The organism is Stenotrophomonas sp. SORGH_AS_0282 (genome assembly GCF_030818125.1).
GTDB lineage: Bacteria > Pseudomonadota > Gammaproteobacteria > Xanthomonadales > Xanthomonadaceae > Stenotrophomonas > Stenotrophomonas rhizophila_A.
Genome location: NZ_JAUTAB010000001.1, coordinates 2,216,723 through 2,239,441, shown reverse-complemented (window position 1 = coordinate 2,239,441; position 22,719 = coordinate 2,216,723). Strand labels below are relative to the sequence as shown.

Sequence of the window (22,719 nt, the reverse complement as noted above, 5' to 3'; positions counted from 1 at the left end):
TTATGACTGTTGTTGAGAAGCGGCAGGGCCGCTTCGGCGTCTTTGGCCAGTTGTGGTTCCAGGTGCTGGCCGGCACCATCATCGGCGTCGTGCTGGGTTGGCTGCAGCCGGACTGGGGTTCGGCGATGAAGCCGTTCGGCGATGCCTTCATCAAGCTGATCCGCATGATGATCGGCCCGATCATCTTCGTGACGGTGGTGCATGGCATCGCCGGCATGCGCGACATGCGCAGCGTGGGCCGTCTCGCGTTGAAATCGCTGATCTATTTCGAGGTGATCACCATCCTGGCGCTGATCGTCGGGCTGGTCGCGGTGGATCTCTGGCAGCCCGGCGCCGGCATGAACATCGACCCGGCCACCATCGACATGGCCAGCATCCAGGGGTATGTGCATACCGCGCACGACCAGTCGATCGTGTCCTACATCATGGCGATCATCCCGAATACGCTTGTGAGCGCGTTCACCGAGGCGCACGTGCTGCAGGTGCTGTTCGTGGCGGTGCTGTTCGGCGTGGCGCTGGCCTCGGTCGGTGAGCGCGGCGCGCCGGTGATGAAGGTCATCGAAGGCACGTCGTCGGTGCTGTTCAAGATCATCGGCTACGTCATGTATTTCGCTCCGATCGGTGCGTTCGGTGCCATCGCCTTCACTGTGGGCCAGTTCGGCGCGGGTTCGCTGTTGTCGCTGGGTGAGCTGATCATCGAGTTCTTCGTGGTCTGCGCGGCGTTCACGGTGTTCGTGCTCGGCGCGGTGTGCTGGTGGACCGGCGCGAGCCTGTGGCGCCTGCTGGCCTACCTGCGCGATGAAATCGTGATCGTGGCGGCCACCACCTCCACCGAAACGGTGCTGCCGCGCCTGATCGAGAAGATGAAGAAGCTGGGCTGCGAAGAGGGCGTGGTGGGTTTCGTGATTCCGGCCGGCTACTCGTTCAACCTCGATGGCACCTGCCTGTACCTGACCACGGTGGCGCTGTTCCTGGCCCAGGCGACCAACACCGAGCTGACCGTGTGGCACCAGCTGGGGCTGATCGCGGTACTCCTGCTTACTTCCAAGGGCGCCGCCGGCGTGGCCGGTGCGGCGTTCGTGGTGCTGGCGGCGACGCTGGGCACCACCGGGACGATTCCGGTGGCCAGCATCGCGCTGATCCTGGGCATCCACCGCATCCTGGCAGAAGGCCTGACCTTCGTGAACCTGGTCGGCAACGCTATCGCGGTGCTGGTGATCGCCAAGTGGGAAGGCAAGCTGGACGAGAAGGTGATGGCCGAACAGATCGGAACCCGCCGCGCCCGCCTGCGCCATCTCGGCGTCCGCGAAGCCTGACCGACGCGCTGCGGGCTGCCCGCGGCGCCCCCCCCGAATGCATTGAACCCGCTGCCCACGGCAGCGGGGAGGGAGATTTCATGTCCATCCTCCGTCACACCCCGCTGGCGCTGCTGCTGAGCGCTGCGCTGGCCGCACCGGCCGCCGCCGAGGGCACCGTGCCCAAGGGCGTCGACCTGACCCTGGATTTCGTCGGCAACGTCGCCTCCAACCCCGTGGGCGGGGTGGAGCAGGGCACCGAAGGCTCGTACTGGATCATGGCCCAGTCGAAGTTCGATCTGGACGAACTGTTCGGCGTGCACAACACCGATGTAGACGCGCAGTGGGCCTGGTTCGCCGGGCGCAATCTCGCGCGCGAGAAGATCGGCAACTCGATCAGCGCGCAGCAGACCTGGCGCCCGGTGGCCGGGGGGCGCCTGACCCGGCTGACCGTGCGCCACCGCTTCGACAACGGGCTGAGCATCACCGCCGGCCGCGCGCCGGTGAACAGCTACTTCAACAACTCCGTGCTCAACTGTGTGTTCATGAGCAACGCCATGTGCCTCACCCCGTATGGCGCGATCACCGACCTGGGCATCACCGCGTTCCCGAACTCGTCGTGGGCCGGCATCCTGCGCTACGACGTGAATGATCGCTGGTATGTGCAGGGCGGCGCGTTCGATTACAACAATGAGCTGAACAAGGCCGGCAAGAACGGCCTGGACTTCTCGGTGGGCGAAGGCACCGGCACCATCACGGCCTATGAGGCCGGCTACCAGACCAGCTTCGCCAATGACCGGCTGCCGCGCACTTACCGGTTGGGCATGTACCGCAACACCGATGGCGGCAAGAGCTCCTATTTCGATGCCAACGGCAACTCCGCCGCGCTGACCGGCAAGCCGACGGCGATGCAGGAGGGCGCCCGCGCGGGCTGGTACGCGATGGCCGATCAGACCGTATGGCGCGGGGAGGGCAAGCGCAACCTGGCGCTGTTCGCCCGCGCCTACGTCAACACCGGCAATGAAGCGCCGGTGGACCAGTTCGCCGCGGTCGGCTTCGTCAAGACCGGCACCTTCGCCGGACGCGACCAGGACACCCTGGCCATGTTCGTGTCCAACACCCACTTCAGCGACGAGCAGATCGCGTTCCTGCGCGACCGCCGCGTACGCAACGGCGGCAGCGGCGCGCCGAATGCCGACGAGATCATCGCCGAGCTCAGCTATGGCTGGGCGGTGCACAAGGGCATCCGGCTGATGCCCAACCTGCAGTACGTGATCAACCCGGACCCGATCTACGCGCCGACCCGCACCACCGACATTCCCGACGCGCTGATCGTCGGGCTGCGCGTGGATGTCCACTTCGCCCAGCTGTTCGGCTGGTGATTCCTCCCCCACGAGGCCCCACATGATCATCGATTGCCACGGTCACTACACGACCGCTCCCGCCAGCCACGATGCGTTCCGCAAGGCGCAGGTGGCCCACTTCAACGACCCCACGCTGCCGGCGCCGGTGTACCCGGTGATCAGCGACGACGAACTGCGCGAGAGCGTGGAAGGCAACCAGCTGCGCCTGCTGCGCGAGCGCGGCGCGGACATGACGATCTTCTCGCCGCGTGCCAGCACCATGGCCCACCACATCGGCGACGAGGCGGTGAGCGCGGAATGGACCCGGCGCTGCAACGACCTGATCGCGCGGGTGGTGGCGCTGTACCCGGAGACCTTCATCGGCGTGTGCCAGCTGCCGCAGTCGCCCGGCGTGCCCATCGCCCACTCGATCGCCGAGCTGGAGCGCTGCGTCAACGAGCTGGGCTTTGTCGGCTGCAACCTCAATCCGGACCCTTCCGGGGGCCACTGGAACGGGCTGCCACTGACCGACCGGGCCTGGTACCCGTTCTTCGAGAAGATGGTGGAGCTGGACGTGCCGGCCATGGTGCATGTGTCGGGCAGCTGCAATGCCAATTTCCACGCCACCGGCGCGCACTACCTCAATGCCGACACCACCGCGTTCATGCAGTTCCTGCAGGGCGACCTGTTCCGTGACTTCCCGGAGCTGCGCTTCATCATTCCGCACGGCGGCGGCGCGGTGCCCTACCACTGGGGTCGCTTCCGCGGCCTGGCCGACATGCTGGGCAAGCCGCCGCTGAACGAGCATGTGATGAAGAATGTGTTCTTCGACACCTGCGTTTACCATCAGCCGGGTATTGACCTGCTGTTCAAGGTGATCGACATCGACAACATCCTGTTCGGCTCGGAAATGGTCGGCGCGGTGCGCGGCATCGATCCTGAAACCGGGCAGTACTTCGACGACACCCTGCGCTATGTGGAAGCGCTGGGGCTGTCGGCAGCGGATCGCAGCAAGGTGCTGTCGGGCAACGCGCGTCGGGTGTACCCGCGGCTGGATGCGCAGCTGAAGGCGAGGGGGCTGTAATGGCGGATTTCGTGAAAGATGCCGATTGGCTGGATTTCTGCCCGGACCCGAGCCGGCCGGTGTTCGTGCCGCCGCCGGGCGCGGTGGATGCGCATTGCCATGTGTTCGGGCCGGGGGACCAGTTCCCGTATGCGCCCGAGCGCAAGTACACGCCGTGCGATGCGGGCAAGGCGCAGCTGTTCGCGCTGCGCGATCATCTTGGGTTCGAGCGCAACGTGATCGTGCAGGCGACCTGCCACGGTGCCGACAACCGGGCACTGGTGGATGCGCTGCGCAGTGCCGACGGCCGCGCGCGCGGCGTGGCCACGGTGCGCGATACGGTCACCGATGAGGAACTGCGCGAGCTGCATGAGGCGGGTGTGCGCGGGGTGCGCTTCAATTTCGTGAAGCGGCTGGTCGATCCGAAGCCGGATGCGTACTACCACGCCATCATTGAACGGATCGCGCCGCTGGGTTGGCATGTTGTCGTGTACTTCGAGGCGGCCGACCTGGCCGAGCGCTGGGATTTCTTCACCTCGCTGCCGACCACGGTGGTGGTGGACCACATGGGCCGGCCGGACGTGACCCAGCCGGTGGACGGGCCGGAGTTCCAGCGTTTCGTGCGGTTGATGCGCGAGCACTCCAACGTGTGGAGCAAGGTGAGCTGCCCGGAGCGGCTGTCGCAGTCCGGGCCGCCCACGTATGACGATGTGGTGCCGTTCGCACGGCACCTGTTGGAGCAGTTCCCGGACCGGGTGCTGTGGGGGACGGACTGGCCGCACCCGAACCTGAAATCGCACATGCCCGATGACGGCAAGCTGGTGGATTTCATTCCACGGATTGCCGTCACCGCCGACCAACAGCAGAAGCTGCTGGTGGACAACCCGATGCGGTTGTATTGGGCGTGACGGTTGAGAGCGTCACGACCAACGGTCGTGACCTAGCAGGTCGGGTCTGGTAGCGCACGACCGTTGGTCGTGCGGCGACGCGCAGCGTCGGGGTGTTATCCCCGCGCGAGCGCCATCAGGCGTTCGGCGATCCGCTCCAGCGGAACCTGCTCGTCGGTGGCGCCGAGCTTGAAGGCGGCGCCAGGCATGCCCCAGACCACGCTGGTGGCCTCGTCCTGGACCAGGGTGGGCGCGCCGACGTTTTTCAGTTCCAGCAGCCCACGCGCGCCGTCGTCGCCCATGCCGGTGAGGATCGCGCCGATGGCGTTGGCCCCGGCGCTTTCTGCCACCGAACGGAACAGCACGTCCACGGCCGGCTTGTGCCGGTTCACCGCCGGGCCGTCATCCACCCGGCAGCGCCAGCGCGCACCGTCACGGATCACCCGCAGGTGCTTGCCGCCGGGCGGCAGGTAAGCATGGCCCGGCAGCACGGCTTCGCCGTCGCTGGCTTCGCGTACGGACATCGCCGAGTGGCGGTCCAGGCGTTCGGCAAACGCGGTGCTGAAGGTGGCGGGCAGGTGCTGGGTGAGCACCACCGCCGGGGCATCGGCGGGCAGGCCTTCGAGCACCACGCGCAGCGCTTCGGTACCGCCGGCCGAGGCGCCGATGGCGATCAGGCGGTCGGTGGTACGGAACTGGATCGAACGTGCGGGCGAGGGCGGCACGGCGTCCAGGGTGATGCGCGGCGTGATCGGGCGGGCCAGGGTGCGCACGCGCGAGCGCGCCGCCATCTTGACCTTGCCGATGATCTCTTCGGCATAGCCCTGCAGGCCACGCGCCACGTCGAACTTGGGCTTGGAGATGAAATCCACCGCGCCCAGCGCCAGTGCCTGCAGGGTGGTGTCGGCGCCGCGCTCGGTCAGCGAGGAGATCATCACCACCGGCAGCGGGTGCAGGCGCATCAGGTTTTCCAGGAACGCCAGCCCGTCCATGCGCGGCATTTCCACGTCCAGCGTGATCACGTCCGGGGCGAGGCGCTTGATCTTCTCGCGCGCCAGCAACGGATCGGCCGCCGTGCCGACCACTTCGATCGCCGGGTCGCTGGCGAGGATCTCGCTCAGCATCTGCCGCACCACCGCCGAATCGTCGACGATCAAAACCCTGCAGGGTGAACCGGTGATCATTCGAACAGCTCCACGCCGCCGGTGACCGGGGCCTTGGACAGGCGGGCACGCACGGCCGATTCGGTCGCGGCCACTTCGGCCTCGTGCGCATGCGGCAGGCGCTGCACCACCACGCGGCCGGTGTCGGCGAAGAACCACACCTTGCGCGGGTGGATGCCGCACAGGTCCTCGGCGAGCACCGGGATATGTTCGGCCTGCAGGTACTGGCGCACGAATTCGGCGTTGCGGGTGCCCACCGGGTTGCTGGTGAAGCCCTTGAGCACGTTGGCGCCGCCGAACACCTTGGCTTCCAGGCGCTTGCGGTGCGCGCCGCGCTTGAGCAGGTCGTTGATCAGCAGTTCCATGGCGTAGCTTCCGTAGCGGGCCGGGGCACCATCGCCGACATTGCCTTCGGGCAGCAGGAAGTGGTTCATGCCACCAATCTTCAGCACCGGGTCGCGCAGGCACGCGGCCACGCAGGAACCCAGCGTGGTGGTCAGTGCGGTCTCGTCGTCGACCACCAGGTACTGGGTCGGCAGCAGCTTGGCGGCGGTGACCTTGAAGCGGCTGTCGAAGTAACGCATCACGTCATCAGGACGGGCGGCCAGGTTCATGCCGGGGCTCCGGGCGCGCGCTTGTACAGGGTGCGCCCGCACGGCTGGATCAGGTCGGCGGCGTGCAGGTAGTTCTCCGAGTGGCCGGTGTAGAGCAGGCCATCGTCGCCCATGTGCTGGATCAGCCGTGACAGGATGCCGCGCTGGGTGGGCTTGTCGAAATAGATCATGACGTTGCGGCAGAACAGGGCGTCGAACGGGCCGCCGACGTCGTAACGCGGAGCCAGCAGGTTGAGTGGGCGGAAGTCGATCAGCTCGCGCAGCGCCGGATGCACGCGGCACTGGCCTTCATTGGGGCCGCTGCCGCGCTGGAAGTAGCGCTTCTTGATGGCCGGATCCAGACCGGACACGCGATCGATGGCGTACACGCCGCGGCTGGCGGTGGCCAGCACCTGGGTGTCCACATCGGTCGCCAGGATGCGCACCGGCGGCTTCAGCGTGCCAAATGCCTCGCAGGCGGTGATGGCCATGGAGTAGGGCTCTTCACCGGTGGAGGCCGCACACGACCACAGCTGCAGGGTGCCATTGCCAGCCCGCGCGCGCAGTTCGGTGTCGAGCTTCTCGAAGTGGTGCGGCTCACGGAAGAACGCAGTGAGGTTGGTGGTCAGCGCGTTGGTGAACGCCTGCCACTCATCGCCGCCCTGGTTCTCCAGCTGGTCCAGGTACTCCTGGAAGCTGCGCAGGCCGAGCGCACGCAGCCGCCGGGACAGCCGGCCGTACACCATGTCACGCTTGGCCGGCGCCAGCGAGATGCCGACGCGCTGGTAGATCAGGTCGCAGATGCGGCGGAAGTCGCGGTCGGCGAACTCGAATTCGCGTCCGGTCGAGGAGGCAGCGGAAGCAGGTGCGGTAGGCGTGGTCACGGGCGAACTCGATCGAAGAAGGGAGGCGGCGGCCGCGCGGCCGCCGCCGGCGCTCAGAACTCTTGCCAGTTGCCGTCATCGGCGGTGGTGCGCGGTGCACGCGCGGCCGGGGCCGGCTTCACCGGGCTGGGCTTGGCCGGCGCCGCCGGCTTCACGCTGCGCAGCGGGGCCGGTGCGGCGATGCGGGCGGTCACCGCGCTGACGGCCGCCGCCACCTGGTTGTCGAGGCGGAAGATCGACACCGCGTCGGCCAGCTGGGTGGCCTGCTCTTCCATGGCGCGGGCAGCGGCGGTGGCTTCTTCCACCAGTGCAGCGTTCTGCTGCGTGGTTTCGTCCATCTGCACCACGGTCTGGTTGACCTGCTCGATGCCGGCCGACTGCTCCTGCGAGGCGGCCGAGATTTCGGCCATGATGTCGGTGACGCGCTGCACCGAGGCGACGATCTCGCCCATGGTGCTGCCGGCCTTGTGCACCAGGGCCGAACCGTCGGCCACGCTGGACACGGATTCGTCGATCAACCCCTTGATCTCCTTGGCGGCACCGGCCGAGCGCTGGGCCAAGGTGCGCACTTCGGAGGCGACCACGGCGAAACCGCGGCCCTGTTCGCCGGCACGGGCTGCTTCCACGGCGGCGTTCAATGCCAGGATGTTGGTCTGGAAGGCGATGCCGTCGATGACCGAGATGATTTCGGCAATGCGCTTGGAGCTGGCTTCGATCGCGCTCATGGTGGTGACCACCTGGCCGACCACGTCGCCGCCCTGCGAGGCCACGCTGTGCGCACCGATCGCCAGCTGGTTGGCCTGGCGGGCGTGTTCGGCGTTCTGGCGCACGGTGGAGGTCAGTTCCTCCATCGAGGCGGCGGTTTCTTCCAGGTTGGCGGCCTGCTGTTCGGTACGGCGCGACAGGTCGCTGTTGCCGGTGGCGATTTCACCCGCGGCCAGGTTGATGTTGCCCGCCGCTTCCTGGATCTGGCCGACGATCTGGGTCAGCTGGGCCACGGTGGCATTGGCATCGTCGCGCATGGTTGCGAACACGCCCTGGAACTCGCCCTGCATGCGCGCGGTGAGGTCGCCTTCGGCGATGGCCGACAGCAGCTGCGAGAGCTTGCCGAGGTTGTCGTCGCTGACCTGCATCATCGCGTTGAGGCTGGCGATCATCTGGCCGAAATCGTGGTCGAAGCGGGCGGCATCGCCACGCTGGCTGAAGTCGCCCGCGGCCGCGGCAGCGCCCAGGCGCTTGATCTCGGCGTTGATGCTGGCCAGGTTGTGCTTGACGGTGTCCACGGTGGTGCTGATGGCGGCCTTTTCGCCCGGGTAGCGGGCGATGTCGGCGCTCAGGTCGCCCACGGCGTAACGCTGCATCACGGCCAGCACATCCTGCATGGTCTGCACGTGGGCGCCGACCAGGGTGTTGGTTTCGTGCACCATCCGGCCGTACTCGCCCGGGAAGGCGGTTTCGTCCATGCGGTAGCCGGTCTGGCCGGCGTCGTGCTGGCTGGCCATTTCGCGCTGTGCGCCGATGACGGCGTGCAGCTGCTGCTGCATGCGGCCCATGCTTTCCAGCAGGCGGCCCGGTTCGTCCTGGGCCTGCGGGCCGATGCGGCTGTCGAGCTTGCCGCCGGCGATGCTCTCGGCCACGCCGGTGGCCTGGCGCAGCGGACCGGTGATGCGGTTGCCGATCAGCCAGCTCAGGGCCAGCACGATCAGCACCAGCGCGCCACCGGTAGCGGCCATGACGCCGGTGAATGCCAGCGCATCGGTCTGCACGTCGTCCATGTAGACGCCACTGGTGACCACCCACTGCCACGGCGCGTACATGCCGGCGTACGTGGCCTTTTCAATCAGGTCGTCGCCGGCGCCCGGCTTGGTGGTGGAATAGTAGGTGAAGCCACCGCCGGTCTTGGCCATGTCCACCTGCTGCAGGTAGATCGGCACGCCATCCTTGGAGGTGTAGTCCTTCTGCACCTTGCCGACCCGCGCCGGGGCGAAGGGGTGCATGAGCAGGGTGTAATCGGTCGCCAGGACGTTGTAGTACGCGCTGTCGCCGTCGGCGCGCATGCTGTTCAGTGCCTGCAGCGCGGCCGCCTTGGCCGCTTCTTCGGTCAGCTCGCCGGTGCCGGCCAGGCGCTTGTAGTGGTCAAAGATGCCGTAGGTCAGTTCGACCTGGGTCTTCAGGCCTTCTTTGCGCGTCTCGGCCAGATCGAGGTACTGCATGCGCGCGGCAATGATGGCCAGGGCGATCACGCCGACGGCGATCAGGGCGGTGAGCAGGTTCAACTTGCCCCGGACGGACAGGTTGGAGAAGCGGCTGGAAAGATTCATGGGCGTGGGGTCTTTTCGAACGGGGGCGTACTGCGTGGGGGCCGACGTCGACGAACGTGTCGTGGCAATGCTGTTATCGGCAGAAAACCGCAGCTATTGAGGTGCGTGAGCTGAGCGCATTCAGCTTCAGACATGGAAAGGCCCCGATGCCGGGGCATCGGGGCCTGCGTTTTCCAGCGCTGCGCTGCTGCGCGGTGCGGCTTAGAACTCCTGCCAGTCGCCTTCGGCGAGCTCGGCGGCTACCGCGCGGCTGTTCGGCTTGCGCGACGGTGCCGGGGCGGCGGCCGGGCGGGTCACGGCGCGCGGTGCCGGTGCGAACACCGGTGCGGCAGCCACCACGTCCTGCTCGTCGAGACGGAAGATCGACACGGCGTCGCTGAGCTGGCCGGCCTGTTCTTCCATCGAGCGGGCAGCGGCCGTGGCTTCTTCCACCAGCGCGGCATTCTGCTGGGTGGTTTCGTCCATCTGCACCACGGTCTGGTTGACCTGTTCGATGCCGGCAGACTGTTCCTGCGAGGCAGCAGAGATCTCGGCCATGATGTCGGTCACGCGCTGCACCGAGGCGACGATTTCGCCCATGGTGGCGCCGGCCTTGTGCACCAGCGCCGAACCGTCGTTGACCTTGCCGACCGAGTCGTCGATCAGGCCCTTGATCTCCTTGGCCGCACCGGCCGAACGCTGGGCCAGGGTGCGCACTTCGGAGGCCACCACGGCGAAGCCGCGGCCCTGTTCACCGGCACGTGCCGCTTCCACCGCGGCGTTCAGCGCCAGGATGTTGGTCTGGAAGGCGATGCCGTCGATGACCGAGATGATCTCGGCGATCTTCTTGGACGAGGTCTGGATCGCGCTCATGGTGGTGACCACCTGGCCGACCACTTCACCGCCCTGCGAGGCGACAGTGTGCGCGCCGATGGCGAGCTGGTTGGCCTGGCGCGCGTGCTCGGCGTTCTGGCGCACGGTGGAGGTCAGTTCCTCCATCGAGGCGGCGGTTTCTTCCAGGTTGGCGGCCTGCTGTTCGGTACGGCGCGACAGGTCGCTGTTGCCGGTGGCGATTTCGCTGGCGGCCGAGCTGATGGCCTGGCTGGACTGCTTGATGCGGGTGACGATGCCGCTGAGCTGTTCGGCGGTGGCGTTGGCGTCGTCGCGCATGGTGGCGAACACGCCTTCGAACTCGCCGTGCATGCGCACGGTCAGGTCGCCCTGCGACAGCGCGGTGAGCAGGCCGGAGATCTGTTCGATGCTGGAAGCGTTGGCGTCGAGCAGGCCGTTGATCTGCTGGGCCAGCTGCAGGAAGAAGCCATCCTTGCCTTCGGCGCTGATGCGGCCGGACAGGTCGCCGGCGGCGGCCTGGGCGATGACGCGGGCCACTTCGGCTTCGACAAGCGCTTCGGGGGTGCGGTCACGCCATTCGACCACGTGGCCGACGCTCTCGCCGTCTTCGTTGCGGATGGTGGAGACGACCTGGGCGAACTGGGCATCGCCGAACTGCATGGCGCGGCGCGCCACGCCGTGCTGCTTGAGGTTGGCCAGCAGGCTGGCGTCCATTTCGCCGCGGTGTTCGAGCACGGTCAGCGGGCGGCCGACCAGCGAAACGGAGGCGTCGAAGTCCGGCAGGTTGCGGCGCAGGTCGTCCTGGTACTGGGACAGGGTCTGCTCCAGCGCACGGTTGGCGTAGACGATGTTGAGGTTGTTGTCGGTCAGGTACACGCCAGTGGAGCTGTAATCCAGCGCGGTACGGATGCGCAGGTTCTCGCGGGCCACGGCCTGTTCGGTTTCGGTGCGGTCGCGCAGGTCGCGCTGCATGCGCTGCATGGCCTGCATGAGGTCGCCGACTTCGTCCTTGCGGGTGACGTCGATATGGCCGTCGAGCTTGCCACCGGCCACTTCGTTGGCGACCGAGACGGCGCCACGGACGCTGCCGACCAGCGAGCGGGCAAACAGGTACACCAGCACCAGGCCCATGGCGGCACCGCCGAGCAGGGCGATGAGGGTCAGGGTGGCGGAGGTGGCGTAGGTGCTTTCGGCCTCTTCGCGCGAGGCGCGGGCAAGGCGGTTGTCTTCGGCGATCAGCGTTTCAAGCGCGGCTGCGGCCTTGAGGTGCTTGGCGCGGGTTTCGCCGACGAAGGTATCGACGGCATCGTCCGGCAGGTCCAGCTCCAGCATTTCGGAGACGGCATCGTAGGAGGTCAGCGAATCGGTCCAGTCCTTGGCGAAGGCGTCGAACAGCTTCTTCTGCTGCGGGCTGTCGATCAGGGCGGGGTACTTCTTGATCGAAGCATCGATCTTGGTGCGCAGGTCGGCGGCGCGGGTCTTGGCTTCGGCCTTGACGTCGTCGCTGGCGCGGATCAGGCCCTGGTAGGCAGAGTTGCGGTATTCACCGAGCATGCCACGCATTTCGCCGGCCATGCGGATGCTTTCCATCCGGTTGCCGGCCAGTTCGGTGGTCACGTTGTTGAGGGAGTGCAGGCCACGATAGGCGACCACGCCCTGCAGCAGCATCACCAGCAGGATTACACCGAAAGTCAGCATCAACTTCGGCATCAGTTTGAGGTTGTTGATCCATTGCATGGTGGTGCACTCTCCGGTGGCAGACGCGTCCGGGCGTGGCGCCCGGTTGCAGCGGCCACGCCGGCCTGGGCCGGCGTGGCAGGGCGTGTGGCGATTACTTGATGTTGGCGAGCTTCAGGCCGGCCGGCGAGCTGACTTCGATTTCAGCGCGCGAGGCGTCGCGGGCGATCTTGCCGATCACGCAGACGGTCTTGCCTTCCAGGGTTTCCAGCGGGAAGCTGAACTTGCCGCGGTTCTCACCGGCGATGCGGGCCGAGAAGGTGTGGCGCGGGAAGGCACCGCCCATGTACAGGAAGGTCGGCTGGCCTTCGGAACCTTCGGCGTAACGGGCCTTTTCGACCTTGCCGCAGACCATGCCATCCTTGCCAACGGCGCGCGCGGCCAGCTCCGGCGGGATCATTTCAGCCGACTGGGCGAAAGCGGACGAGGCGGACGAGGCGAGGACAGCGACCGAAAGCAGAGCAAGCAGGGACTTCATCGGGAGATTCTCCGGGGGATATGGATAAGTGGTCCGGGGCGTGGCGGGGCCGCGCGTCCGGTTCCTGAATCCAGCTATCGGCCAGTTGCGACACAACTTAAGGACTTTGTTGAACGAAAGTCGTTCCGATCTGTCGCAGCGGCCGGATCAGGCGGCGGCGTCTTCGACAACGGCCGGCTGGCCCATGTCGGCGCTGTCGAGCAGGGTTTCGATATCGAGCAGGATCAGCATGCGATCGACCTGGGTGCCGATGCCGGAGATGAAGCGGGTATCGACGGCGGCGCCGAACTCGGGGGTGGGGCGGATCTGGTCGGCGTTGAGCGGGATCACGTCGGAGACGCTGTCCACGACGATGCCGACCACGCGGTTGTCGACGTTGAGGACGATCATGACGGTGAAGGCGTCGTAGCGTGCTTCGTCCAGGCGCAGCTTGAGGCGCAGGTCGATGACGGGAACGATGGTGCCGCGCAGGTTGATCACGCCCTTGATGTAATCGGGGGCATCGGGCACGCGGGTGACGGAGTCGTAGCCGCGGATTTCCTGCACCTTGAGGATGTCCACGCCGTAGTGCTCGGCGCCGAGGGTGAAGCTGAGGTACTCGCCACCGCTGCTGGCGGCGTTGGGGTTGCTGTCGTTCATGGAAGGAATCCTGGGTCGGGCGTGGCGGTCGGAAAACCGGGGCGTCATTCCGGATATCGGCCTGGATTGCGACGACTTTAGGAAAGAGCGTCCGACCAACGGTCGGACCTGCGCGGGCCTCCCAATCGGTTCCGACGTCGCTGTCATTCCCCGTTCTTGCGGGCGCTGCGCTGGCGGTCGATGCGGAAGATGTAACGCTGGATGGCGCTGTCGCCGCCGCGCGGGAGGCCATCGAAACGCATGCCGATGCGCTTCATTTCCACGCCGCTGGGGAGCTTGACCGCCAGCTGGTTGCAGACGATCAGCGAGATCTGCAGCGGGCCGCTTTCGGGCATGTCCAGGCGGGCGTCGTAGCGCTTCTGGATGCTGAAGACGTTGCAGTCCACCGGCACGGTCACGGCCAGGCCGCCGCCGCTGATGTCCACCACGCGCAGGTGCAGGGCTTCGCTGCGGTCCTCGTTGATCGGGAACAGCAGGTGCGGGGAGTCGGTGAACGGGGTTTCCAGCCGATAGAGTTCGCGGCGCTGCAGGTGCACCAGCTCGGTGGGGAAGGGTACGCGGAAGGCGACGTGGCGGTGGCCGCCAGTGCGTTCCAGGTGGTCCAGCCGGAAGCGGACCATGACACGGTCCAGCTGCGCGAAGCAGAGCAGGTGGCCGGCGTCTTCGGCGGCGCGGTTGGCCGGCTCTGACGGGCTGCCATCGAGCAGCAGCCAGTCGTCGTCTTCGTCCAGTTCCAGGATCGCGGTCGGGAAGGACTGATCGCGACCGCCCAGGTGCGCGTTGATCAGCGAGCGCTGGTCGATCAGCGCCTGCAGCAGCTGGCGGATCTGCCGGGGGTTGCGGACCAGGTAACGATCGTCCGTGCCGTCATCATGGGCGGTATGGGATGCGTCATGGGGGTCAAGGCTGCCTTCGGACATGGACTCTGCTGCGTTGGGCGGGTACGGATATCGTGCGATATCAGGTCTCTGTCCGTTTATCGGCAGCAGTTCACAATAATGTAGGGCCAATGTGTGTAGCGGTACGTTCGGCCAAAAAGCACCACCCCGCCGCAGCGGGGTGGTGTCAGGGGCGTCCGCTGGCGACGATCAGAACTCCTGCCAGTCGCCTTCGTTGGCCAGTACGGGTTCGCGCACCGCCGCGCGGCGGACCGGCGCGGCCGGGGCACGCGGGCGGGCCGGGGCGGCGTGGCGCGCGGCCGGTGCAGCGGCGACGACCGGGGCCGCCTGGCCCTCGAGCTTGAACAGCGACACCGCATCAGTGAGGTGGCCGGCCTGTTCTTCCATGGAGCGGGCGGCGGCAGTGGCTTCTTCAACCAGCGCCGCGTTCTGCTGGGTGGTTTCGTCCATCTGCATCACAGTCTGGTTGACCTGCTCGATGCCGGCCGACTGTTCCTGCGAGGCGGCCGAGATCTCGGCCATGATGTCGGTCACGCGCTGCACCGAGGCCACGATCTCGCCCATGGTGGCACCGGCCTGGTTGACCAGGGTCGAGCCCTCGGCGACCTTGCCGACCGACTCGTCGATCAGGCCCTTGATTTCCTTGGCCGCGCTGGCCGAGCGCTGGGCCAGGGTGCGCACTTCGGAGGCGACCACGGCGAAGCCGCGGCCCTGCTCGCCGGCACGCGCCGCTTCGACCGCCGCGTTCAGCGCCAGGATGTTGGTCTGGAACGCGATGCCGTCGATGACGGTGATGATGTCGGCGATGCGGCGCGAGGAGGCGTCGATCTCGTGCATGGTGCTGACCACCTTGCCGACCACTTCGCCGCCCTGCGAGGCCACCGAGTGCGCGCCGATGGCGAGCTGGTTGGCCTGGCGGGCGTGTTCGGCGTTCTGGCGCACGGTGGAGGTCAGTTCCTCCATCGAGGCGGCGGTTTCTTCCAGGTTGGCGGCCTGCTGTTCGGTACGGCGCGACAGGTCGTTGTTGCCCGAGGCGATCTCGCCGGCGGCGGTGCTGATGCTGCCCGAGGCGTGCTGGATGCGGCTGACGATCTGGGTCAGCTGGGCCACGGTGGTGTTGGCATCGTCGCGCATGGTTGCGAACACGCCGTGGAACTGGCCGTGCATGCGTGCGGTGAGGTCGCCGTTGGCGATGGCCTGCAGCAGGTGGGACAGCTGTGACAGGTTGCCGTCGGCCACTTCCATCATGGTGTTGAGGTGCTCGATCATGACCCGGAAGTCGTGGTCGAAGCGCAGTGCATCGCCGCGCTGGCTGAAGTCGCCGGCGGCCGCAGCCTGGGCCAGGGTCTGGATCTGCGTATTGATCGCCAGCAGGCTGGCCTTGGCCGCGTCCATCGATTCATGCAGGATCGCGCGGGTGCCGGGCAGGCGGCGCGCGTTCTGCGACAGGTCGCCGGCCGCGTACTGGTTCAGCACGTTGATGGCGTCCTTGATCGAGTCCAGGTGCTCGAAGATCACGGTGTTCACGCCCACGGCCAGCTGGCCGTACACGCCCGGGAAGTCTTCCGGGATGCGGTGGCTGATGTCCGGGCCGGCATGCATTTCGACCATCTGCTGGGTTTCGCTGGAGTAGCGGCGCAGCATCAGGGTCATGTCACGGGTGGCCGCCAGCATGCGCCCGGCTTCGTCGGCGGTGGTGCTGGAGGCGATGTTCACCGTCAGGTCGCCACGGGCGACCGCCTGGATGGCCTGCATGGCCTGGCGGATCGGCCGGGTCACCGCGCGCGAGATCACCACGCCCATCGCCACGGCGAGCAGCGACAGCAGCACGATGCTGGTGATGATGGCCACCACGCTGCTGCGGTGGGTGGCGTTGGCTTCAGCGATCTTCGCCTGCATCAGGCCGCTGCTGAAGGCGCCGAGCTCCTTGAGGTCGTCGAACATCTTGCGGCGCGCCGGGCGCGACTTCTCATCGGAGATCTGCTGGGCCAGCACCCCATCAGCGGCGGCAACGGCCGCGCGCATCTCGGCGTTGGCGGCGAAGTAGGCCTCGAGGTCGGCGGCGACCTTGCTGTAGAGGCCCTTCTCCTTTTCGCCGGCCGGCAGGGCGGCGTAGGCGCCCAGCTCGTCGCGCACGGTCTTGGCGGTGGCATCCATGCGCTTGTTGTAGTCGGCGACCTTGTCCGGCTGGTCCAGCATGCTCAGCTGGGCCAGTTCGAAGGTGCGGAATTCGCCCAGCTGCGCCCGGACTTCGCCCAGGTGCTGCACGGACGGAATGTCGTTGCTCGCCATCTCGGCGAGTTCGGCGTTGACGCTGTTGAGGCGCACCAGGGCAAACACGCCCAGCGCGATCGTCATCAGGGTGGTGAGGGCAAACCCGACCGCGAGTTTGCGGCTGATGGGCAGATCATGGAACCACTTCATGCGGGAAACTCCGGGCAGGGCAGGGGCGCACAGCCGTGGGAACGCTGGGCGGAAGGGCAAGGGGCGAAGGCTGCAAAGCGGTAGGGCGTCAGGCTGGCGATGAATGTGTCATCGCTATTGCGGATAACGGCGGCGCGGGCGGGTTTCTTGAGTGCGCGATGTCACATTTTTTCGCGGCCCACGCAGCGGCGCGGGTTGCGGTCGATGGTTGCGAAAGCAAGCGATACCAATGGGTTTGCCATGCGGTGGCGAATGGGTCACCGATACGCGGCCGTATCGCGTCCGACCGACATCACGGTTTCCATCAAGCGTTCATGGCATCGGAACGAAGAACATCCGGCCAACGGCCGGGGCTACCGCTTCTGGTTGATTGATCATGATCTGGATGGGCCCGTAACAATTCGTAGCCCCGGCCGTTGGCCGGACACCGCGCGCAGCGCGGCCCAAGCATCCGAAGCCCACGTCCGAACGGTTGCCGTCGTGGGTCCAACGTTTAGAGCAAACCGAAGCCACCCATCAGGCGTCCAGAACGAAAAACGCCCCCGTCACCAAACGGGGGCGTTTCGAGCGGGCAGCGCCAGGGACGCTTACGCCGCCTGCGGCACCCGCAGCGAACGCACCAGGCCACCGATATCCACGATCAGCGCAACGCGGCCGTCGCCGAGAATGGTCGCACCGGACACACCGCTGATACGCCGGTAGTTGTTCTCGATGTTCTTGACCACCACCTGCTGCTGGCCGACCAGTTCGTCCACTTCCAGCGCGATCTTCTGGCCATCGCCTTCCACCACCACCACCAGCGAATCATCGGTGGTGCGGCGGCCGAAGCCGTAATACTCGCTCAGCGACAGGATCGGCAGGTACTCGCCACGCACGCGCAGCACACGGCCTTCGCCGGCCATCGAACGCACGTCTTCCGGCTGCGGCTGCAGCGCTTCGAGCACATACGCCAGCGGCAGGATCACGGTTTCGCCCGCCACCGCCACGGTCATGCCGTCGAGGATGGCCAGGGTGAGCGGCAGGCGGATCAGCACGCGGGTGCCATTGCCGGCCCTGCTTTCCAGCTGCACTTCGCCACCCAGCGCCTGGATGTTGCGGCGGACCACGTCCATGCCCACGCCACGACCGGACAGATCCGTGACGGCATCGGCGGTGGAGAAGCCAGGCTGGAAGATCAGGTCCCAGACCTGCGCATCGGTGGGGTTGTCCGGCACGGCCAGGCCGCGTTCCAGCGCCTTGGCCAGGATTTTGTCGCGGTTCAGACCACGACCGTCATCGCTGACTTCGATGACGATGTGACCGCCCTGGTGCGATGCGGCCAGGGTAATGGTGCCGGTTTCGTCCTTGCCGGCGTCGCGGCGGACGTCGGGCATTTCCAGGCCGTGGTCGATCGAGTTGCGCACCAGGTGCACCAGCGGATCGGCGATCTTTTCGATCAGGCCCTTGTCCAGCTCGGTGCCTTCGCCGATGGTGCGCAGGCGCACGTGCTTGCCCAGGCGCGAGGAGAGATCGCGGACCAGGCGCGGGAAGCGGCGGAACACCGCGTCCACCGGCAGCATGCGCACGCCGATCACCGCTTCCTGCAGGTCGCGGGTGTTGCGTTCCAGCAGGTCCAGGCCGGCGAACAGCTGCTCGGCATGCACCGGGTCCAGGGCGTGCGAGACCTGCTTGAGCATGGCCTGGGTGATGACCAGTTCGCCGACCAGGTTGATCAGCGCATCGACCTTTTCCACGGCGACGCGGATGGAGGTTTCCGCTTCGCTGGTGGCAGCTGGTGCGGCTGCGGCGGCAGGCGCTGCCGGGGCGGCCACGGGGGCAGCTGGCGCGGCGGCCGGGGCGCTGGTGGCCAGGCTCGGCGGTGCGGCCGGACGGATGTCCAGTTCGCAGTCGTCCACGACCCAGGCGAAGGTGTCTTCGATCTTGCTGCGCGGCACCTTGCCGACCAGGCCCAGGTCCCATGCCAGATGGGCTTCGAGCGGGTCGAGCTGGTCGAAGCCGGGCAGGCGTTCCAGTCGCGCGGCGACCTGCAGCGAACCCAGGTGTTCCAGCTCGCGGATGATGCGCAGCGGATCGTTGCCGCTCATGAACAGCGACGGCGCCGGCACGAAACCGATCTGCCACGCTTCGGGGGTGTCATCGACCTTGGCGGCAGCCGGCGCGGCCGCGCTCGGCGCCTGGCCGGACAACACCGCTTCCAGGCGTGCCTTGACCGCGGCCACGGCCTGCGGATCGGCCGGCTGGCCGTGTTCGGCTTCGCGCAGCAGGGCGCGAAGCACGTCCACCGACGACAGCATGGCATCCACGGCCGCCGCTTCCAGCGCGCGCTTGCCGGCGCGCAGTTCATCCAGCAGCGTTTCCAGCACGTGGGTCAGCGCGGCGATGGCGTCGAAACCGAAGGTCCCGGCGCCGCCCTTGATGGAGTGCGCGGCGCGGAACACCGAGTTGATGATTTCCGGATCCTGCTGGCCCGATTCCAGTGCCAGCAGGCCCGCTTCCATCGCGTCCAGGCCCTCGCGGCTTTCCTCGAAGAAGGTGGCGTGGAAGCGTTGCAGGTCCATGCTCATGGGCGTTCGGGTCCGGTTACCAAAGGGGGAGGGGAGGGCGGGTGGGGATCAGCCCAGGACTTTCTGGACGGTCGCGACCAGCTGTTCCGGGTTGAACGGCTTGACCAGCCAGCCGGTTGCACCGGCCGCCTTGCCTTCGGACTTCTTGTCGGCGGCCGATTCGGTGGTCAGCATCAGCATCGGGGTGAACTTGTAGTCCGGCAGCTGGCGCAGCTCGCGGATCAGCGAGATGCCGTCCATGTTCGGCATGTTCACGTCGGTCACCACCGCGTTGAAGCGCTGGCCCTTGGCCCGGCCCAGGGCGACGGCGCCGTCTTCGGCTTCCTCGACGGAAAAGCCGGCCGAGGTGAGGGCGAAGGAAACCATCTGGCGCATTGACGCCGAATCGTCCACCACCAAGATACGTGCGCTCATGCCGCGTTCTCCACAGATTTCAGGTTGTCATGGGTTGCGTCCAGGCCCAGGGCCTGGGTGACACCGAGCAGGCGCGCGGCATCGCGGAAGGTGGCCGTGCAGCCGTCGAACGCGGTCGGGTGGCCGGCCAGGCGGCGGGCCTCGACGAACGCGCACAGGACCTGCACCGACGCGGTATGGATACGGCCCACCTGGCTGGCATCCAGCGTCAGGTCGCCGCCCTGGTCCACCAAGGGGGCCAGGCGTGTTTTGAGCTCGGTGCTGGTCTCGATTCCGAGATCATCACCCAGGGCCACAGTGCTCATCGTTGCTCCGGACAAACGGTTCCGAGGTCTATAACGGCGTATTTCTGGAAACCTTTAGGGGCGGTCCGGCCACGCTGGATCAATTCAACAGCTGCGTGGCATCCAGCAGGATCATCGGCTGGGCCGTGACCCGGGCCACGCCGCGGAACAGGTCGTTGGAGATCTGGCAGATCCGCGCCGTATCGGGCGGTTCGATCTGCGAATCGGTGAGGTTGGCCACGTCTTCCACGGCCGATACGCGCAGGCCCATGGTCTCGCCGTCCTCTTCCAGCACCACGATGCGGGTGTTGGCGTCGTCGCTGGCGGGACCGGTGCCCAGGTGGATGCCCAGGTCCATCACCGGCACCACCTGGCCGCGCAGGTTCATGATGCCCAGCATCGCCGACGGGGTGCCGCGCAGCGGCAGCAGCGGTACCGGCAGCACCACCTCCTGCACCTTCAGCAGTTCCAGCGCGTAGGCCTGGGGGCCGCAGCGCAGGCGCAGCCAGCGCGAGGTGCGCTCGGCGGCGCGGCGATCGCCGCGGGGGCTGGAGGCCGGGTTGCGGGCCTGGGCCTGCAGCTCCTGCCAGCTGCTGGGGCGGCCGGAGGGGGCGGGAACGGGAGCGGGTGCCACCGGGCGCGGTGCTGCCACGGGTGGGGGCGGCGGCGGTGCAGTGCGGGCGACCGGTGCCGGGACAGCGGCCGGGACCGCTGCGCGCACGGGCGCCGCCACGGCCACCGGCACAGTGTCGTGGAGCGCTTCCGCTGGCAGATCGTCCCAACTGGGGCGCGAGGCGTCCGGTGTAGGGGCCACCTCGACCGGGCCCAGGGCCGGGTCGTTGAGCAGTTCATCCAGCAGGGCAAGATGGGCCGGCGCACCCGGCGAGGTGGGCGTATCAAACGCCGCCGCCGGAGCAGCAGCCTCCACCACGGGACCCAGTGCCGGGTCGTTCATCAGTTCGTCCAGCAACGCCATGGCGGCCGGTGCGCCCGGTGAGGTCGGGGTATCGAAGGCGGGTGCGCCGTTGGCATCTTCCGCGTCGGCGATCGCCACGGCGGTCACCGGCACGGCATCGCCGAGCAGTTCCTCGAGATAGTCGTCGAGTACGCCGGTGCTGTTCATGCCGCGCGCTCCATCTGCAGCGCGTCGTCGGCCAGGATCCATTCCAGCGCACGCCGGTACGCGGCCAGGCCACGGCCCGGGTACTCGTCGGAGGTCGCCGGCACGGTCAGGCTGGCGGCGTTGCAGATGCGCGTGTCCACCGGAATGGCGTCTTCCCACACGCGGTGGCCGTGGCGGTCCTGCATCTGCTTGACGGTTTCGTTGCCGGCGCGGGTGCGGCGGTCGAACAGGGTCGGCAGGATCGACATCGGCAGCGGGCGGCGGCGCGAACGCTCGACCATCTCGCCGGTCCGCACCATGCCATCCAGGCCGTGCAGGGCCAGCGGCTCGGCCTGGGTCGGAATGATCAGGCGATCTGCCGCGGCTAGCGCGTTGATCATCAGCAGGCCCAGCGTGGGCGCGCAGTCGAGCAGGATGTAGTCGTGCTGGCCCTGGTGGCGGGTCATCGCGTGCTGCAGTGCCAGGCCCAGGCCGGGCTGGTTGGCGCTGCGACGTTCGAGCGTAGCCAGCGCGGCCTGCGCGCAGATGAAGTCCAGGCCAGGCACCTGGCTGCCATGGGCCAGGCTGCCCAGTTCCGCAGGCGGGGTGCCGAACAGCTCGAGCACGCCGGCCGGCGGCGGATCCAGCGGCACGCCGAAGGCGCGGGTCAGCGAGGAGTGCGGATCGAGGTCGATCAGCAGCACGCGGTGGCCCAGGGCGGCCAGGCCGCGGCCGAGCGCGAGGGTGGTGGTGGTCTTGCCCACGCCGCCCTTCTGGTTGGCGATTGCCCAGATACGCATCGGCTTACTCCTTCATTGCAGGGGGAACGGCGGCGCCAACGCGGCTGCCGGCCGGCACCGGTGGCAGCTGCACCGGGGCGAGGGGGGAAACGGGGGAGGGCGTGGCCGGCGCCGGCGCGGTGCCGGTTTCGGCGGTGAGCTGCGGGCCCAGCGGGTCCGTGCCCTGCGCGGTGTCGGCCAGGATGATGACCATCACCCGGCGGTTGCGGTTGCGGCCCTGCGCGCTGGTGTTGTCTTCGCGCGGGCGGAACTGGCCATAGCCGACCATCGCCAGCCGCGCCGGCTGCACGCCCTGGTCGGCGAACAGGTGCACCACGCTGGCCGCACGCGCGGCCGACAGTTCCCAGTTGGACGGGAACAATGCGGTGGCGATCGGCACATCATCGGTGTGGCCTTCCACGCGCACGCCGTTGGGCGCGTCGTGCAACACCTGGGCCAGCGACGACAGGGTGTCGCGTGCGTGCACGTCGAGCGTGGCCGAGCCGGTGGTGAACAGGATGTCGCTGTTGATCTCCACTTCGATCCACAGCTCGGTGCGGCGCACGGTGATCATGCCGCGGTCGATCAGCGGGGCCAGCGTGGCGGTGAGGCGGTCGGCGATGCTGTTGAGCTGGCGCTCTGCGGCCTGCAGCTGTTGCTGGTTGTGCACCGACACCGGCATGCGCATCTGCGAGGCCATCGCCGGCAGCAGGGTGGGGTCGTTGCTGGGCGACGGTGCCGACGGGCCAACGCGGTTGCCCGCCTTGATCACCGAGGGGCTGTCCCAGCCGCCGCCCTGCACCTGCTGGTTGCCGACCTGCACCGGGTTGATGGTGCGCGGCGCGCCACCGAAGGCGGTGGTCAGCGCGTCGGCCATGACCCGGTACTTGCCTTCGTTGAGCGAGGAGATGGCGTACATGACCACGAAGAAGGCAAGCAACAGCGTCATGAGGTCGGCGTAGGGAATCGCCCAGGCCTCATGGTTGGCATGCTCTTCGTGGGCTTTGCGGCGGGCCATG

At 67.5% G+C, this 22,719-nt stretch carries 19 protein-coding genes; 4 read left to right on the top strand and 15 right to left on the bottom strand.

Annotated features, from left to right (window positions below; all coding sequences use genetic code 11):
• Window positions 1-2 precede the first annotated feature (2 nt).
• The 4 genes from dctA (at window position 3) to QE395_RS09925 (ending at window position 4,609) form a co-directional block, all read left to right on the top strand.
• Entirely contained in the window at window positions 3-1,316 is a 1,314-nt protein-coding gene (gene dctA, locus QE395_RS09940) for a C4-dicarboxylate transporter DctA (RefSeq protein ID WP_095363822.1), read from the top strand.
• Window positions 1,317-1,396: 80 nt separating this feature from the next.
• On the top strand, window positions 1,397-2,677 hold the full coding sequence (locus QE395_RS09935) for a carbohydrate porin (protein WP_249834229.1): 1,281 nt from the start codon (window positions 1,397-1,399) through the stop codon (window positions 2,675-2,677).
• Between the two features lie 22 nt (window positions 2,678-2,699).
• A complete protein-coding gene (locus tag QE395_RS09930) occupies window positions 2,700-3,722 on the top strand; it encodes an amidohydrolase family protein (RefSeq protein WP_249834230.1) in 1,023 nt (340 codons plus the stop codon).
• Window positions 3,723-3,733: 11 nt separating this feature from the next.
• Window positions 3,734-4,609 carry an amidohydrolase family protein gene (locus QE395_RS09925; protein ID WP_249834231.1) on the top strand — a complete coding sequence of 292 codons (876 nt, stop codon included), beginning with the start codon at window positions 3,734-3,736 and terminating at the stop codon, window positions 4,607-4,609.
• 95 nt (window positions 4,610-4,704) lie between these two features.
• On the opposite strand, the gene QE395_RS09920 is transcribed toward QE395_RS09925, so the two are convergent.
• The 15 genes from QE395_RS09920 to motD form a co-directional block, all read right to left on the bottom strand.
• Entirely contained in the window at window positions 4,705-5,772 is a 1,068-nt protein-coding gene (locus QE395_RS09920) for a chemotaxis response regulator protein-glutamate methylesterase (protein ID WP_095363818.1), read from the bottom strand.
• The gene (gene cheD, locus QE395_RS09915; RefSeq protein ID WP_068851592.1) at window positions 5,769-6,365 is read right to left on the bottom strand and encodes a chemoreceptor glutamine deamidase CheD; all 597 of its coding nucleotides are present in this window, start codon (window positions 6,363-6,365) and stop codon (window positions 5,769-5,771) included. Before cheD ends, QE395_RS09920 begins: the two co-directional genes overlap by 4 nt.
• Window positions 6,362-7,228 carry a CheR family methyltransferase gene (locus tag QE395_RS09910; protein WP_093536295.1) on the bottom strand — a complete coding sequence of 289 codons (867 nt, stop codon included), beginning with the start codon at window positions 7,226-7,228 and terminating at the stop codon, window positions 6,362-6,364. The genes cheD and QE395_RS09910 overlap by 4 nt, the downstream gene beginning before the upstream one ends.
• 53 nt (window positions 7,229-7,281) lie before the next feature.
• A complete protein-coding gene (locus QE395_RS09905) occupies window positions 7,282-9,549 on the bottom strand; it encodes a methyl-accepting chemotaxis protein (RefSeq protein WP_283938979.1) in 2,268 nt (755 codons plus the stop codon).
• Between the two features lie 201 nt (window positions 9,550-9,750).
• Complete coding sequence (locus QE395_RS09900; RefSeq protein WP_249834232.1) at window positions 9,751-12,117, bottom strand: methyl-accepting chemotaxis protein; 2,367 nt, start codon at window positions 12,115-12,117, stop codon at window positions 9,751-9,753.
• A gap of 94 nt (window positions 12,118-12,211) precedes the next feature.
• Window positions 12,212-12,595 (bottom strand): hypothetical protein, encoded by a 384-nt coding sequence (locus QE395_RS09895; RefSeq protein WP_068851603.1) that lies wholly within the window; start codon window positions 12,593-12,595, stop codon window positions 12,212-12,214.
• Window positions 12,596-12,742: 147 nt separating this feature from the next.
• Window positions 12,743-13,234 (bottom strand): chemotaxis protein CheW, encoded by a 492-nt coding sequence (locus QE395_RS09890; RefSeq protein WP_306988823.1) that lies wholly within the window; start codon window positions 13,232-13,234, stop codon window positions 12,743-12,745.
• A 143-nt stretch (window positions 13,235-13,377) separates the two neighbouring features.
• Window positions 13,378-14,154, bottom strand: coding sequence for a flagellar brake protein (locus tag QE395_RS09885; RefSeq protein ID WP_249834233.1), 777 nt, complete (start codon window positions 14,152-14,154; stop codon window positions 13,378-13,380).
• Window positions 14,155-14,322: 168 nt separating this feature from the next.
• Complete coding sequence (locus QE395_RS09880) at window positions 14,323-16,557, bottom strand: methyl-accepting chemotaxis protein (RefSeq protein WP_249834234.1); 2,235 nt, start codon at window positions 16,555-16,557, stop codon at window positions 14,323-14,325.
• A 587-nt stretch (window positions 16,558-17,144) separates the two neighbouring features.
• Entirely contained in the window at window positions 17,145-19,121 is a 1,977-nt protein-coding gene (locus QE395_RS09875; RefSeq protein ID WP_249834235.1) for a chemotaxis protein CheA, read from the bottom strand.
• Window positions 19,122-19,169: 48 nt separating this feature from the next.
• Window positions 19,170-19,535 (bottom strand): response regulator, encoded by a 366-nt coding sequence (locus QE395_RS09870; protein WP_038688521.1) that lies wholly within the window; start codon window positions 19,533-19,535, stop codon window positions 19,170-19,172.
• Window positions 19,532-19,840 carry an STAS domain-containing protein gene (locus tag QE395_RS09865; RefSeq protein WP_068851616.1) on the bottom strand — a complete coding sequence of 103 codons (309 nt, stop codon included), beginning with the start codon at window positions 19,838-19,840 and terminating at the stop codon, window positions 19,532-19,534. The genes QE395_RS09870 and QE395_RS09865 overlap by 4 nt, the downstream gene beginning before the upstream one ends.
• A gap of 79 nt (window positions 19,841-19,919) precedes the next feature.
• Window positions 19,920-20,942: a chemotaxis protein CheW gene (locus tag QE395_RS09860; protein ID WP_249834236.1), complete on the bottom strand. Its 1,023-nt coding sequence runs from the start codon at window positions 20,940-20,942 to the stop codon at window positions 19,920-19,922.
• Complete coding sequence (locus tag QE395_RS09855) at window positions 20,939-21,721, bottom strand: ParA family protein (protein ID WP_249834237.1); 783 nt, start codon at window positions 21,719-21,721, stop codon at window positions 20,939-20,941. The genes QE395_RS09860 and QE395_RS09855 overlap by 4 nt, the downstream gene beginning before the upstream one ends.
• Before the next feature lie 4 nt (window positions 21,722-21,725).
• Window positions 21,726-22,718 (bottom strand): flagellar motor protein MotD, encoded by a 993-nt coding sequence (gene motD / locus QE395_RS09850; RefSeq protein WP_068851625.1) that lies wholly within the window; start codon window positions 22,716-22,718, stop codon window positions 21,726-21,728.
• Window position 22,719 lies beyond the last annotated feature (1 nt).

What these genes read in the sequence shown, in the direction of transcription:
- QE395_RS09890 (WP_306988823.1), bottom strand. Translation starts at nt 13,234, where the DNA reads ATGAACGACAGCAACCCCAACGCCGCCAGCAGCGGTGGCGAGTACCTC.
- QE395_RS09860 (WP_249834236.1), bottom strand. Translation starts at nt 20,942, where the DNA reads ATGAACAGCACCGGCGTACTCGACGACTATCTCGAGGAACTGCTCGGC.
- QE395_RS09870 (WP_038688521.1), bottom strand. Translation starts at nt 19,535, where the DNA reads ATGAGCGCACGTATCTTGGTGGTGGACGATTCGGCGTCAATGCGCCAG.
- QE395_RS09930 (WP_249834230.1), top strand. Translation starts at nt 2,700, where the DNA reads ATGATCATCGATTGCCACGGTCACTACACGACCGCTCCCGCCAGCCAC.
- QE395_RS09885 (WP_249834233.1), bottom strand. Translation starts at nt 14,154, where the DNA reads ATGTCCGAAGGCAGCCTTGACCCCCATGACGCATCCCATACCGCCCAT.
- QE395_RS09900 (WP_249834232.1), bottom strand. Translation starts at nt 12,117, where the DNA reads ATGCAATGGATCAACAACCTCAAACTGATGCCGAAGTTGATGCTGACT.
- cheD (WP_068851592.1), bottom strand. Translation starts at nt 6,365, where the DNA reads ATGAACCTGGCCGCCCGTCCTGATGACGTGATGCGTTACTTCGACAGC.
- QE395_RS09875 (WP_249834235.1), bottom strand. Translation starts at nt 19,121, where the DNA reads ATGAGCATGGACCTGCAACGCTTCCACGCCACCTTCTTCGAGGAAAGC.
- QE395_RS09935 (WP_249834229.1), top strand. Translation starts at nt 1,397, where the DNA reads ATGTCCATCCTCCGTCACACCCCGCTGGCGCTGCTGCTGAGCGCTGCG.
- dctA (WP_095363822.1), top strand. Translation starts at nt 3, where the DNA reads ATGACTGTTGTTGAGAAGCGGCAGGGCCGCTTCGGCGTCTTTGGCCAG.
- QE395_RS09855 (WP_249834237.1), bottom strand. Translation starts at nt 21,721, where the DNA reads ATGCGTATCTGGGCAATCGCCAACCAGAAGGGCGGCGTGGGCAAGACC.
- QE395_RS09920 (WP_095363818.1), bottom strand. Translation starts at nt 5,772, where the DNA reads ATGATCACCGGTTCACCCTGCAGGGTTTTGATCGTCGACGATTCGGCG.
- QE395_RS09905 (WP_283938979.1), bottom strand. Translation starts at nt 9,549, where the DNA reads ATGAATCTTTCCAGCCGCTTCTCCAACCTGTCCGTCCGGGGCAAGTTG.
- motD (WP_068851625.1), bottom strand. Translation starts at nt 22,718, where the DNA reads ATGGCCCGCCGCAAAGCCCACGAAGAGCATGCCAACCATGAGGCCTGG.
- QE395_RS09895 (WP_068851603.1), bottom strand. Translation starts at nt 12,595, where the DNA reads ATGAAGTCCCTGCTTGCTCTGCTTTCGGTCGCTGTCCTCGCCTCGTCC.
- QE395_RS09865 (WP_068851616.1), bottom strand. Translation starts at nt 19,840, where the DNA reads ATGAGCACTGTGGCCCTGGGTGATGATCTCGGAATCGAGACCAGCACC.
- QE395_RS09880 (WP_249834234.1), bottom strand. Translation starts at nt 16,557, where the DNA reads ATGAAGTGGTTCCATGATCTGCCCATCAGCCGCAAACTCGCGGTCGGG.